The sequence below is a fragment of the Noviherbaspirillum massiliense JC206 genome, assembly GCF_000312045.1.
In the GTDB taxonomy this organism is placed as follows: Bacteria; Pseudomonadota; Gammaproteobacteria; order Burkholderiales; family Burkholderiaceae_D; genus Noviherbaspirillum; species Noviherbaspirillum massiliense.
Genome location: NZ_HE978634.1, coordinates 1087083 through 1100256, shown reverse-complemented (window position 1 = coordinate 1100256; position 13174 = coordinate 1087083). Strand labels below are relative to the sequence as shown.

Genomic DNA, 13174 nt, shown 5'->3' with positions numbered 1-13174 from the left:
AGCGCGCCTGGCGCCGGATCGTCACGCCCGCCGCGAAATTCTGGATCTGCAAGCGTGCCCTGGAATTCACGGGCGAATGCATGGAAGTTTGGGGCGGCAACGGCTATGTGGAAACCGGGCCTATGGCACGCCTTTACCGCGAAGCCCCGGTCAATTCGATCTGGGAAGGTTCAGGCAACGTGATGTGCCTGGATGTGCTGCGCGCGGTCGAGCGCGAACCGGAAGGATTCCTGCGCCTGCTGGAAGAATTCGCCCAGGCTGCATCCGCCCATGTGGGATTGCACACCCTGGTCGACTCCCTACGCAAGGACATGAATACGCCGCCGGAACAGCGGGAAGCGCTGGCGCGCCGCTTCACCCAGCGCCTTGTCCTGACTGCGCAGGCAAGCCTCATGCTGCAACACGCGCCGTCCCCGGTTGCCGAAGCCTTCATCGCCAGCCGGATCGATGCAGAATGCGGACGTGTCTATGGCACCTTGGCGGCTCCCGCCTTGCAAAATGACATCCTGAAGCGCGCCTGGCCGGAATGAGTTTGTCGCGGCAGATCTAGCAGAAAGAAAAACTGCAGGAAGAGAAAGGGGAAATTCAGAGATAGGGGGCGAGCCTTGTCTACGGCACTTGCGGGAAATGGCTGTGGCTGCTTCGTTCCCGACCTGACCAGGTTGGCCATGCCGCAATGCGCAGGGGCCCGCCTGACTGAATTCTACCAGCAAAGCCCCGCCCGCGCTGCCCTATATTTCAGTTCGATCAAAGGCCGAGTTCCTGCCAGATGCTGTCGACCCGCGCCTTCACTTCCTCACTCATGACGATGGTCCGCCCCCATTCCCGGCTTGTTTCCCCCGGCCACTTGTTGGTCGCGTCAATGCCCATCTTGCTGCCAAGGCCGCTAACTGGCGAGGCGAAATCGAGGTAATCGATCGGCGTGTTGTCGACCAGAGTGGTATCGCGCAGCGGATCGACCCTTGTGGTGATCGCCCAGATCACTTCCTTCCAGTCGCGAACATTCACATCCTCGTCCACCACCATGATGAACTTGGTGTACATGAACTGGCGCAGGAAACTCCAGACGCCGAACATCACCCGTTTCGCATGGCCGGCATAGGCCTTCTTCATCTGTACCACCGCCATGCGGTAGCTGCAGCCTTCCGGCGGCAGGTAGAAATCCGTAATTTCCGGGAACTGCTTTTGCAATAGCGGGATGAATACCTCGTTCAGCGCGACTCCGAGGACGGCCGGCTCATCCGGCGGCTTGCCTGTATAGGTCGAGTGATAAATCGGATCGCGTCGCATGGTGATACGATCGATCGTAAACACCGGAAACCAGTCCTGCTCATTGTAGTAACCGGTGTGGTCGCCATATGGGCCTTCCAGCGCATGCTCGTAACCGCTGGGATGGCTTTCGTCCGGATAGATGTGCCCTTCCAGCACGATCTCGGCCGAGGCCGGCACGCGCAATTCGCTGCCGATCGCCTTTACCAGTTCCGTCCGACTCCCGCGCAGCAGACCGGCGAACTGATACTCCGACAGCGTGTCCGGCACCGGTGTCACCGCACCGAGAATGGTGGCCGGGTCGGCACCCAGCGCTACTGCGATCGGATACGGCTGCCCGCGATGCGCAATCGCATGGTCGCGGAAATCCAGCGCCCCCCCGCGATGCGCCAGCCAGCGCATGATCACCTTGTTATGCCCTATCACTTGCTGGCGGTAGATGCCGAGGTTCTGCCGCTTCTTGTGCGGGCCCTTGGTGATGACCAAACCCCAGGTAATGAGCGGCGCGACATCGCCCGGCCAGCAATGCTGGATCGGCAGGCGGCCAAGATCTACCTCATTCCCTTCCCATACGATCTCCTGGCATGGCGCGCCGCGCTGTTCCTTCGGCGCCATGTCCCACAACGACTTCACCAGCGCGCCCAGACCCATCACGTCCTTCAATCCCTTCGGCGGTTCGGGCTCCTTCAATGTTGCAAGCACCTGACCGATCCTGCGCAATTCCCCGACATCCTCCGCGCCCATGCCGAGCGCAACGCGCCGCGGCGTGCCGAACAGGTTGCCGAGGACCGGCATGGAATGATTCACGGGGTGCTCGAACAGAAGAGCCGGACCTGTGGCGCGCAAGGTGCGGTCGCAGATTTCGGTCATCTCGAGGTAGGGGGAAACCGGGACTGAAATTCGTTTCAGTTCGTTAATTTGTTGCAACTGCGAAATAAAATCTCTCAGATCGTAATATTTCATGAATTTTTTACAGTTTCCTTAGTCTAATGATCTGTTTCAATCATTTTAAGCAAGTACTTGATTTTATTGAATGTTCAATGCAATAAATTGGCTTTTTAATTCTTAATAGTTATATTAAATGCGTTTCTTAGTGTTGACTTGATATATAACCACCCATAGAATTCGATCAACTTGATGTGGCGTTGAATTTTTGTCAACAAAGGGCGGCGCCAAAATTTCAGCATCTGGGTTCGGGGCCCACCAAACATTTTAAGGAGTGTTTTCAAAAGGCGTCTGCCTGCCTCCCCGAGAAAAAGTTGTCAGCCACTGAATGGCATTGAACAAGACCATCAGCTGAGCGAGCAACTCCGCCGTTTGCAATAGCGCTGCGCGCGATGCAAATGATGTTTTCTGATTCACGGAACATGCAGGGCTCGACCGGTTCTCCCGGACGTTTTCCCGCATACCACGACGATTCAGGAGGATTCATGTTAAATCGTCAATTCGAAGCAAAGGCCGACCAGGTCCGTCCGGCAGGCGTATTGCCCACTTTTGTGCGCGATACCTTGAATGGCATGATCAAAGCCATGCATCATGTATTGCTGGTTGTCGGGGTCATTGCAGTCTGTACATTGGCCATCTTGTTTGTCCGGCCTGAAATGGCCAATCAGTTCAAGGTGCTTCCCCTGCTCGGAAGCGCCGACAAGACAGAGGGCGCAACGGATGCCGATGCCCAGCTTGCCGCTGCACAGCCGGCAGTTTCCGCAGCCAATACTGCCAAGGCTCAAGCCCAGCCCGCGTCATCCGTCGCCGCCTTGGGTACACACGACCACGGCAGCGGCTTCGTCGGCAACTCGCGTCAGCAGCAATGGGTTACTTCCTGGCTGTCCAAGCGTTACCGCGTTGCCACCGATGCAACCAACATGCTAGTTTCGGCGGCATATCTCACAGCCAAGGAAATCAAGCTCGATCCATTGCTGATCCTGTCCGTGATAGCGATCGAATCCCGGTTCAATCCGTTTGCGGAAAGCCCGGTCGGTGCCCAAGGCCTGATGCAGGTGATGTCCAAGGTTCACCGGGACAAATTCGAAGACCTGGGCGGAGTCAAGGCAGCGCTGAACCCTGTTGCCAATATCAAGGTTGGCGCCCTCATCCTCAAGGAATACGTGGAGCGCGGCGGCTCCGTTGAAGCCGGCCTCAAACTTTATGTAGGCGCAGGGGCTCTGGAACATGACTCCGGTTACGGCGCCAAGGTATTGGCCGAGTACAGCAAGCTGAAAGAAGTCGCCATGGGCAAGAAAGTGCCGATCTTTTCCAGCTCCGCCAGTGCGGCAGCGCAGAAGCCGCAGCAGCAGGAACGCAAGGCGGAACCGGTTTCTGCAGACAATGGAGACCAGACGCCGAACGGGAACAGCAAACTCGCCGCGCTGTAACACCTCTCTCATCAACAAAAAAGGAGCCGGGACACGGCTCCTTTTTTTATCTTGCCGCCACTCTCTTGTCTCAGGCACGCGCCGCGAAAAAACGGCGAAGCCGTTCCACCGCCTCCTGCAGGTTTTCCATGGAAGTGGCATAGGAAGCGCGAATGTACTGGCGCGCGGTGTGCGGCCCGAAATCCAGCCCGGGCACCAGGACCACGCCCGCATCATTCAGCATGTCTATCGTCAGGCGATCAGCGTCATCGGCCAGCGAGGTGCAGTCGGCATAGACATAAAACGCACCGTCCGGCGTCACCGGAACCTTGAAGCCCAGATCCCGAAACGCGGGAACGATGTAATCCCGGCGGCGCCTGAATTCCGCCTTCCGCTCTTCATACAGCGCAATCGACTCCGGTGCGAAGCAGGCAACGCCGGCGTGCTGCGCCACGCTGGAAGCGCAGATGAAAAGATTCTGGGCCAGCTTCTCGATCTGAGGAACAAGCGCATCCGGCACGACCAGCCATCCGAGACGCCAGCCGGTCATGTTGAAATACTTGGAAAAGCTGTTGACCACGATGACATCGTCGCCCAGGCCCAGCGCTGAAAACGGCGGGGCATCGTAAGTCAATCCCTGGTAAATCTCGTCGACGATGGTGAAACCATGCTTTTCCCTGACAGTTGCCACGATCTTCGCCAGCTCGTCCCTTTCGATCGATGTGCCAGTCGGATTCGACGGCGACGCCAGCAGGACGCCACGCGTGGCAGCCGTCCAGTGTTCGCGCACCATCGCATCCGAGAGCTGGAAGCGCTGGGCCGGACCGCTGGGGATCATTTTCGCCTGCCCGTCGAAGGCCGCAACGAAATGGCGGTTGCAGGGATAGGATGGGTCAGGCATCAGCACTTCCGTACCCTTCTCGATCAGCGCGGCACAGGCAAGCACCAGTGCCGCCGATGCGCCTGCGGTAACGATGATGCGGCGCGGCGCAATTTCCAGTCCGTACACTCGGCGGTAATGTTCGGCAATGGCCTCGCGCAAGGCCGTGATACCGGTAGCCGACGTGTATTGCAGCCTGCCGTCTGCCATCGCGCGCGCCGCTGTCTCGATGACGGCAGGCGCGGCGGTGAAATCGGGCTCGCCGATTCCCATGTGGATGATGTGGCGCCCCTGCTGCTCCAGCCTGGCAGCCATCTTCGCCAGCTCCATGACATGGAACGGCGCAATGTTGGCAAGACGGGAGGCGAGATGCAGGTCAGGAATGGAAGGATTCATGGCAGTAAAAAACAAAACCATGGATTGCTCCATGGCTTATCAGGAAAACAAGGCGAAGCGGCAGGAGGAGAGTTCGGCTAGCGGCGCTTCGCATTACCGACTTCAAGCTCCCGCACATTCGCCGCAAACTTGTCGAGCACCCCGTTCACGTACTTGTGCCCGTCAATCCCGCCAAAGGATTTGGTGAGTTCGACCGCTTCATTGATCACCACCTTGTACGGAATCTCGATGTGATTGCGCAGTTCGTAGGCGCCGATCAGGAGCGCCGCGTGCTCCACAGGCGAGAGCTGATCGATCGGCCGGTCGATCAGCGGCGCAAGACCTTCACGCAGGAGAGGAGCCTCCCTGATCGTGCCGTGCAGGAGTACGTCGAAATGACCGGCATCGGCCTTGTCGAAGCCATGCGCCTGACGGATATGCGCATCAATGGCGCCGGCATCTTCGTTATTCAAGAGCCATTGATACAGGCCTTGCAGCGCGAACTCGCGCGCCCGGTGACGCGGCGTGCGGTTCTTGGAAGGATTGGCGTGAGTGGATTTTTGAGTCATGGCTTGCAAACTGCACCTGCCCTCTACCGGGCAGGTAAAAAATGAAAATTCCTTGCCGGAGCTTCCTGGGCAGGATGGATTACCGGCCGCTTATTCGTCTTCCGGCGCCTCGGCCAGTTCATCGAGGGCCAGCACGAGATTCGCCATTTCAACGGCGACGCGGGCCGCATCGGCACCCTTCTCTGCCATCCGCACTTCCGCCTGCTCGTCGGTATTGGTGGTCAGAACCGCATTGGCAATCGGGATGCCGTAGTCGAGGGCAACCCGGGTGATGCCGGCTCCGGATTCATTGGATACCAATTCAAAGTGATAGGTTTCGCCGCGAATCACCGCGCCCAGCGCTACCAGCGCATCGAACTGCTGGGTTTCCGCCATTTTCTGCAAGGCCAGCGGAATTTCCAGGGCACCCGGAACCGTCACATGCAACACATCCTCGTCGGCGACACCGAGATGCTTGAGTTCCGCCAGGCAGGACGACAGCAGACCGTGGCACACGTCTTCATTGAAGCGGGCTTGCACAATACCAATGCGCAAGCCAGTGCCATCCAGATCGGTTTCGTATGTTCCTACGGTCATGATTGTTCCTTTATGCGACTTTGTAATTGGCATTCCCGACATTGCGGCCTTTGGTCCGGCAAACCGGGTGCTGCCTGATGCTTTCGAATTCACGGACACCGTCCGGTTCCTCGGCAGGAATCAGTCCCCCGGTTTCGCCTGATACCCGACCACTTCGAGATTGAAACCGGTCATCGAGGGCATTTTCCTCGGGCTGGCGAGCAACCTCATCTTGCCCACGCCCAAATCCTTCAGGATCTGGGCTCCGATGCCATAGGTGCGCAAGTCCATGCTGGGACTGCGTGCTTGCGGCTTGGCGTCCGGCGTAATCAGGGCGTCGAACTTTGCAAACATCTGCTCGGCGGATTCCTCGCAGTTGAGCAATACCATTGCCCCGCGTTCTGACGCCTGGATGGCCGCCATGGCCGATGCCATGTTCCATGAATGCGTAGTGGCTCCGGTTTCGAGCAAATCCAGGATGGATACCGGCTGGTGGACGCGCACCAGGGTTTCCAGGCTCGGCTGGATATTGCCGTGGACCAGCGCCAGGTGCGCGCCGCCGCTCGGCTTGTCGCGATAGGCAATTGCGTGGAAGCTGCCATAAGCGGTCTGCATCGTACGCTCGGCAATGCGCTCGACAATGCTTTCATGCTGGCTGCGGTAATGGATCAGATCGGCAATCGTGCCGATCTTCAGCTTATGTTCCTTCGCGAATTCGATCAGGTCGGGCAGGCGCGCCATGGTGCCGTCATCCTTCATGACTTCGCAAATGACCGCCGCCGGCATCAGGCCAGCCAGTTCGGCAAGGTCGCAACCCGCCTCGGTATGGCCGGCACGCATCAGCACACCGCCCTTGCGCGCCTTCAGCGGAAAGATATGGCCCGGCTGGACGATATCGGACGGCTTGGCATTCTTGGCCACGGCCGCCTGCACAGTCCGCGCACGGTCGGCGGCAGAAATTCCGGTCGTGACGCCTTCGGCTGCCTCGATGGATACCGTGAAGGCCGTGCCGAACTGTGCGCCGTTCTGCGCGGTCATCATGGGCAGCTTGAGCTGCTCGCAACGTTCCTCGGTCAGGGTGAGGCAGATCAGGCCACGCGCATGTTTGGCCATGAAATTGATCGCTTCGGGGGTAACGAATTCCGCCGCAAGGATCAGGTCGCCTTCGTTTTCACGATCTTCCTCGTCGACCAGGATGACCATGCGACCTGCGCGCAGTTCGGAAATGATTTCTTGAGTTGTTGAAATAGACATGTCTGCAATCCAGATGAGCCTGCTATTTTAAAGGATTTGGCAATCGCCCATCTTCCTCTTTTCCGCCTGCTCCATCGGGATCTGCAAGAACAAATGCATTCCCGCCGGCGCGGCGCGGAACGCATGCGCGAAACGTCAACCTGCTTTGCAAAACGTCAGCGCTTCACGAACCGGCACAATTGCAATTGAACTCAGGCCCCTATCATGCCCTGGCCGCAGACGCGGATGGTGTCGCCGCTGATGCCGTAGGCGCCCGGGGTACTGAGGAAAGTGACAAGTTCAGCCACATCCCTCGGTTTCCCGCCCTGCTTCAGGGAATTCAGGCGCCGGCCGACCTCGCGGGTCATGAATGGCATTTCCTCAGTCATCGCGGTTTCGATGAAGCCAGGCGCGACCGCGTTGATGCAAATCCCGCGTGTAGCAAGCCTTGGCGCCTGCGCCGCGACGTAGCCGATCAACGCAGCCTTGGTCGCTGCATAGTTGGTCTGCCCGAAATTGCCCGCCACGCCGCTGATGGAGGACAGACAAACGATGCGACCGTAGTCGCGCAAAGTCTTCTCCGACAGCAGGAGCGCATCAATGGCGCCGATGGCGGCAAAATTGATGTTCACCACCAAGTCCCAGTAATGCTCCTTCATGTTGGCCAGAGTACGGTCGCGCGTGACGCCGGCGTTGTGCACGACGATGTCCAGTCCCCCAAATTTCTCCCTGAAGAAGTCGGCGATCCGGCGCGGCGTATCCGGGCTGGAAATGTCCATCATCAATGGCAGGGCGCCGATGGCGATGCAGGTCTGGTGCAGGGCATCGGCTGCGCCCGGCACATCCAGACACACCACCTGTGCACCTTCCTGAGCGAGTCGTTCCGCGGTTGCCTTGCCGATGCCGCGCGCGCTTCCCGTCACCAGCGCCACCTTGCCCTTGAGCGCCTGTTCGAACGGCAGCCCTGCCGGGGCAGGGACCCGCGACCTGACATGGACGGCTTGCCCGGACACATAAGTGGCCTGCACGCCGCAAAAGAAGCGCACGACCCCGGCGAGGCGGTCGACTGCGTCGCGCGCGACATAAGCGAGGTTGACGGTAGTGCCGTTCTTGCCGAGCTCCTTGCCGAGCGAGCGGCTGAAGCCTTCGATACCCCGTGCTGCAGCGGCGGCAACGGGATCTTCCGCTTCCTCCGGCAATGCGGCGACGAGCAGCACCCTTCCATTGGGAGATATCCGGCGCATCACCGGGTGGAAGAAATCATAGAGCGCGCGGTAGTCGGCCGGCACGGTGCAGCAGGTTGCATCCAGGATCAGGATGTCCAGGCGTTCTTCCGGACTCGACGGCCGATCGTCGAGGAGCGTGGCACCAGCTTCGAGCACGGCGGCCTGCAGGCTCGCCAAGGCATAGCCATTGCCCGCACGGGCCAGCAGTACATTCTTGCCGGCGAAGGGTTGCGCTTCATAGCCACCCGGCGCACGGGCGAGCTGGACGGGATGGGGCAAACCAAGCATCTTCACGATGCCGGCGGTGGCCGGGCTGCGGCCCAGCTTCATCAACAGGTCTGACATGAGGAGACTCGCCTTCTTCGTATTCGTCTTATTTTTCCAGGATGGCCGTCACGCCCTGGCCGCCGGCTGCGCAAATCGAAATGAGGCCGCGTCCGCCGCCGGCCTGGTCGATGATCTTCGCCAATGTGGCGACAATGCGCCCGCCGGTGGCGGCGAAAGGATGCCCGGTCGCGATCGAGCTGCCCTTGACGTTGAGCCGGCTGCGGTCGATGCTGCCGAGAGGCTGCTCAATACCAAGCTTTTCGCGGCAGAACTCGGGCGACTCCCAGGCCGCCATGGTGCATAGCACGACGGATGCGAAGGCTTCGTGGATTTCGTAAAAGTCGAAATCCTGAAGCGACAGGCCGCGCTTGCGCAGCATGCGCGGAATGGCGTAAGCGCCTGCCATCAGCAAGCCTTCGCGTTCGTCGATGAAGTCGACCGCAGCAACTTCGCCGGCGGTCATGTAGGCGAGGATGGGCAATCCCTTCTTCCGCGCCCACTCTTCCGATGCGAGCAGCACGGCGGAAGCGCCATCGGTAAGCGGCGAGGAATTGGCCGCGGTGATCGTGCCGCCATTGCGATCAAAGGCGGGAGCAAGCTTGCCCATCTTTTCGAGAGAGGAATCTGGGCGCAGGTTGTTGTCGCGCTTGAGGCCGTGGTAAGGCATTACCAGGTCATCGAAGAAGCCTTCCTCATAAGCCTTGGCGAGATTCAGATGGCTGGCGAGCGCAAGCTGGTCCTGCTCTTCGCGCGTGATGCCGTAGCGATTGGCGGTGATCTGCGCATGCTGGCCCATCGACTTTCCGGTACGCGGCTCGGCGTTCCGGGGAAGCTCGGGGATCAGGTGAGCGGGCTTGAGCAGGCCGAGGGAGGCTTTGAACTTGTCGCCATTGCTGCGGGCCGCATTCACTTTCATCAGGCCGCGCTGCAGGCCAGGATTAACAGCGATCGGCGCATCTGACGTCGTGTCGGTGCCACAGGCAATGCCCACCTCGATCTGGCCGAGCGCGATCTTGTTCGCCACCAGGATCGCCGCTTCCAGGCCGGTACCACAGGCTTGCTGAATATCGTAGGCCGGCGTGTTGGGATGCAAGCCGCTGCCGAGAGCCGCTTCCCGTACCAGGTTCCAGTCACGCGCATGCTTCATGACCGCGCCGCCAGCCACTTCGCCCAGCAACTCCCCTTGCAGATTGTATTTCTGCACCAGGCCGCGCAGGGTATCGGTCAGCATGGTCATGTTGCTCAAATCCGCATAGGCGGTGTTGGAGCGTGCGAAGGGAATGCGGTTGGCGCCGACGATGGCAACGCGCCTGGGAGTGCCGTAGTGCATATGAGGTCTCTTGGAATGAGCTGCCTGATCGAGGATGAACGCCTGCCGGCCTGCACTGTACTGCCGGCAACCGGAAATTCGCCCTGGCCAGCCAGGACGAACTCAAGCGGCGGCAAGGCCGGCGGATTTTAGCATAGGCAACCCTATTGAAATACAGGTGTGCCTGCTCTTCGAGCAACTTTGGAGAATGCTGATTCGACTCCGGCGGGCTTACGCCGCCTGCCGGCTTTCAGGAATTGCCGTTCGACTGGGACAAGGACAGCATGCGCTCGACATAACGCGCAATCAGGTCGATTTCCAGGTTGACCATGGCACCCGGCTTGAGATGCTTGAGCGTGGTGACTTCGATGGTGTGGGGAATCAGGTTGATGGAGAATTCGCAAGCATCGGCGCTATCGCTTACCCGGTTCACCGTCAGCGAAACGCCGTTCACGACGATCGAGCCCTTGTAGGCGAGGTATCTTGCCAGGTCGCGTGGTGCTGCGATCACGAGCTCCCGCGATTCGCCCACGGGCTCAAAGCTGCGCACGGTACCGAGCCCGTCGACATGACCGGAGACCAGGTGCCCGCCCAGCCTGTCGGAGAGGGTGAGGGCCTTTTCCAGATTTACCTCTCCCAATGCATCCAGACCAGTGGTACGGTTCAGGCTCTCGCGCGACACGTCGACGGTAAAACCCTTGTCGGTCTTGGTGACTACCGTCATGCAGGCACCGTTGAGCGCAATCGAATCGCCGATCATGACATCGACCATAGCCAGACCACCGGCATCGACAGTCAGCCGGACGCCGGCGTCTGCATCCTGGCCGAGGGGAGTAATGGAAGTGATTTTGCCGACGGCGGCAACGATACCGGTAAACATGACTGGACCAACCTGAATTAAATGAAACGGGCAAGGATACGCAAATCCGGGCCGATTTGCCTGACTTCGTGAAATTTCAGCAAGCGCTTTTCCTCCAGCGCATCGAGCGCCGGCAATTCGAACATGCCGCGTGCCTCTCCCAGCAGACTGGGCGCGAGATAGACCAGCAGTTCGTCCACGCATCCTTCCCGGATCAGCGAACCATTGAGCTTCGCTCCTGCCTCGACATGGAGTTCGTTGATCTGGCGCTTGCCGAGTTCCAGCATCAGGGCCGGCAGGTCGACCTTGCCATGCGCGTTCGGCAGCATGAATACTTCCACACCGCGGTCACGCAATTGCGCTTCCTTTTCCGGATCGGGACGGGCCGCGACTACCCATGTTCCGCCGCCTTCCAGCACCCGGGCATCCGGGCTGATCTCGAGGCGGCTGTCGATGACGATGCGTTGCGGCTGGCGCGGCGTGTCGATGGCCCGCACATTCAGCTGCGGATCGTCTTCCTTGACGGTGCCTATGCCGGTGAGGATGGCACAGGCACGCGCGCGCCACCAGTGACCGTCATTGCGCGCCTCAGGAGACGTGATCCACTGGCTGCGCCCGTCGTGCAGGGCAGTCTTGCCATCGAGGCTGGCCGCAACCTTCATCCGCACCCAGGGCTTGCCGCGCTGCATGCGGGACAGGAAGCCGATGTTCATCTCGCGCGCTTCCTCCTCCATCACGCCGCATGTCACTTCTATTCCAGCCTGCGCCAGCTTCGACAGCCCCTGCCCGGCCACCAGCGGATTCGGATCGCCGATCGCGGCCACGACCCTGCCCACGCCGGCACGGATCAGCGCATCGGCACAGGGCGGCGTGCGGCCGTAATGGCTGCATGGCTCCAGCGTCACATACACTGTGGCGCCGCGCACATCGAAACCCCGGCTGGCCGCATCGTTCAAGGCTTGCACTTCGGCGTGCGCCTGCCCCGGCGGCTGAGTATAACCTTCACCGATGATCCGGTTTTCTTTGACGATCACGCATCCCACGCGCGGATTGGGCGCGGTGGTGAACATGCAGTTGGACGCAAGTTCCAGAGCGCGGCGGATACCTTGCAGGTCGCTGAAATTTTCCACGAGCTTCTTTGTGCTGGTTGACGGTGACGCCTGCCTTGCCGCAGAAGCGGCTTTCATTCGAAAGGCGTCAGCAGGTATTTTTATCGACGGCGGGATTGCATACGCGCGCACGGCCAAGGAAGTTGAGCTTGATCTGCCGGACCTGTCCATCCGTAAGAAAGGTCAGGGTGCCCGATTGAGGCGCCTGGCTGCTGGCATTGGTGCGTGTGCGTCCTGAGCCGGTATAGGCGAGATATTGTACTGTCGAATCGGTGAAATTCGCCTGGACCGAAATCCCGCTGGGAACCGGGCCATGCATGAAAATGATTTCCTCACCTGCTTCCGGCCTCTGGTTGCCATTTTCGTCGACGAATACCAGCCAGCCCTTCGCCCAGTCCCTGCCGTCACCTGCCGGCACGAGGTCGACCCGGGTGCCACGACGGATGGCTTCCGAACGGGCAAGGTTGATTGCAACAAAGAAATCGTTGACCGCAGTTGTGATCCTTTGCCTTTGGATCAGCGCATAAAAGCTCGGGATGCCGATTCCGAGCAGGATTACGCCGACAGCTATCACTGCCATCAATTCGACCATGGAAAATCCGCCAGAGCGTGTCAGCGCAAAAAAGGCGTTTCTCGTTCGCATTTCAGTTCCAGCAATCCGGTCCATCGGCACCCTTTTCGCCCGTGCTGCTCAGCGTCAGGCTGCCGCAGGCCGCGTCCTTGTGGCCTGGATTGACGGCGCTGGTGCCGGGCTCCGCGATCAGCAGGACGCAATCACGGATGGATTCGTCCTTGCAAGCCGCAGCGCGGATCTCGTAGGCGCTCCTCGCCGGGCTCTCGCCTGAGTACCACTTGAATCTTTTTTCATCCCCGCCGGTCGAGCCGGAACTGAAAGCGATGTAGCTGTTATGCAGGGAGTAATAGCGCTCCTGTTGCTGCATCACTTGCATCAAGGCCGCCTTTCCTTCTGCGCGCCGGCTTTTGCGCACCGCTTCCTGATAGGATGGATAGGCCATCGTCGTCAGTATTGCCACAACGACCGCGACGACGAGGATTTCAACGAATGTGAAGCCGCGTGTCCGCTCATATGCAGTAGCCAAGCGGATTCC

13 protein-coding genes and 1 other RNA gene are annotated in these 13174 nt (G+C 59.8%); 2 read left to right on the top strand and 12 right to left on the bottom strand.

Translation table 11 applies throughout. The annotated features are described in order from the left end of the window. A partial coding sequence (locus HGHM_RS20790; RefSeq protein WP_034348418.1) for an acyl-CoA dehydrogenase family protein occupies positions 1–530 on the top strand: 530 nt, incomplete at its 5' end. A 64-nt stretch (positions 531–594) separates the two neighbouring features. Here the strand turns inward: HGHM_RS20790 and ffs are convergent. Continuing rightward, positions 595–693, bottom strand: an RNA gene (gene ffs / locus HGHM_RS22595) — signal recognition particle sRNA small type. Between the two features lie 54 nt (positions 694–747). Beyond that, positions 748–2232, bottom strand: a complete 1485-nt coding sequence (gene ubiD / locus HGHM_RS05595) for a 4-hydroxy-3-polyprenylbenzoate decarboxylase (protein WP_026075726.1) — start codon at positions 2230–2232, stop codon at positions 748–750. A gap of 467 nt (positions 2233–2699) precedes the next feature. On the opposite strand from ubiD, the gene HGHM_RS05590 reads away from it, so the two are divergent. Then, on the top strand, positions 2700–3644 hold the full coding sequence (locus HGHM_RS05590; RefSeq protein WP_019140527.1) for a transglycosylase SLT domain-containing protein: 945 nt from the start codon (positions 2700–2702) through the stop codon (positions 3642–3644). A 70-nt stretch (positions 3645–3714) separates the two neighbouring features. On the opposite strand, the gene HGHM_RS05585 is transcribed toward HGHM_RS05590, so the two are convergent. The 10 genes from HGHM_RS05585 to HGHM_RS05530 all read right to left on the bottom strand — a co-directional run bounded on the left by HGHM_RS05585 (position 3715) and on the right by HGHM_RS05530 (position 13165). Continuing rightward, positions 3715–4920 carry a pyridoxal phosphate-dependent aminotransferase gene (locus HGHM_RS05585; protein ID WP_020693826.1) on the bottom strand — a complete coding sequence of 402 codons (1206 nt, stop codon included), beginning with the start codon at positions 4918–4920 and terminating at the stop codon, positions 3715–3717. 56 nt (positions 4921–4976) lie between these two features. Further along, on the bottom strand, positions 4977–5447 hold the full coding sequence (gene nusB, locus HGHM_RS05580; protein WP_019140525.1) for a transcription antitermination factor NusB: 471 nt from the start codon (positions 5445–5447) through the stop codon (positions 4977–4979). 90 nt (positions 5448–5537) lie between these two features. Next, entirely contained in the window at positions 5538–6023 is a 486-nt protein-coding gene (gene ribH, locus HGHM_RS05575) for a 6,7-dimethyl-8-ribityllumazine synthase (protein WP_019140524.1), read from the bottom strand. Between the two features lie 120 nt (positions 6024–6143). Continuing rightward, positions 6144–7256, bottom strand: coding sequence for a bifunctional 3,4-dihydroxy-2-butanone-4-phosphate synthase/GTP cyclohydrolase II (gene ribBA / locus HGHM_RS05565; protein WP_019140522.1), 1113 nt, complete (start codon positions 7254–7256; stop codon positions 6144–6146). 191 nt (positions 7257–7447) lie between these two features. Further along, the gene (locus HGHM_RS05560) at positions 7448–8806 is read right to left on the bottom strand and encodes a 3-oxoacyl-ACP reductase (protein WP_019140521.1); all 1359 of its coding nucleotides are present in this window, start codon (positions 8804–8806) and stop codon (positions 7448–7450) included. A gap of 28 nt (positions 8807–8834) precedes the next feature. Then, a complete protein-coding gene (locus HGHM_RS05555) occupies positions 8835–10118 on the bottom strand; it encodes an acetyl-CoA C-acetyltransferase (RefSeq protein ID WP_019140520.1) in 1284 nt (427 codons plus the stop codon). A 229-nt stretch (positions 10119–10347) separates the two neighbouring features. After that, positions 10348–10977, bottom strand: a complete 630-nt coding sequence (locus HGHM_RS05545; protein ID WP_019140518.1) for a riboflavin synthase — start codon at positions 10975–10977, stop codon at positions 10348–10350. A gap of 17 nt (positions 10978–10994) precedes the next feature. Continuing rightward, positions 10995–12086 (bottom strand): bifunctional diaminohydroxyphosphoribosylaminopyrimidine deaminase/5-amino-6-(5-phosphoribosylamino)uracil reductase RibD, encoded by a 1092-nt coding sequence (ribD, locus tag HGHM_RS05540; RefSeq protein ID WP_019140517.1) that lies wholly within the window; start codon positions 12084–12086, stop codon positions 10995–10997. 67 nt (positions 12087–12153) lie between these two features. Then, positions 12154–12708, bottom strand: coding sequence for a GspH/FimT family pseudopilin (locus HGHM_RS05535; RefSeq protein WP_245549161.1), 555 nt, complete (start codon positions 12706–12708; stop codon positions 12154–12156). A gap of 1 nt (position 12709) precedes the next feature. Beyond that, positions 12710–13165 (bottom strand): type IV pilin protein, encoded by a 456-nt coding sequence (locus HGHM_RS05530; protein ID WP_019140515.1) that lies wholly within the window; start codon positions 13163–13165, stop codon positions 12710–12712. Positions 13166–13174 lie beyond the last annotated feature (9 nt).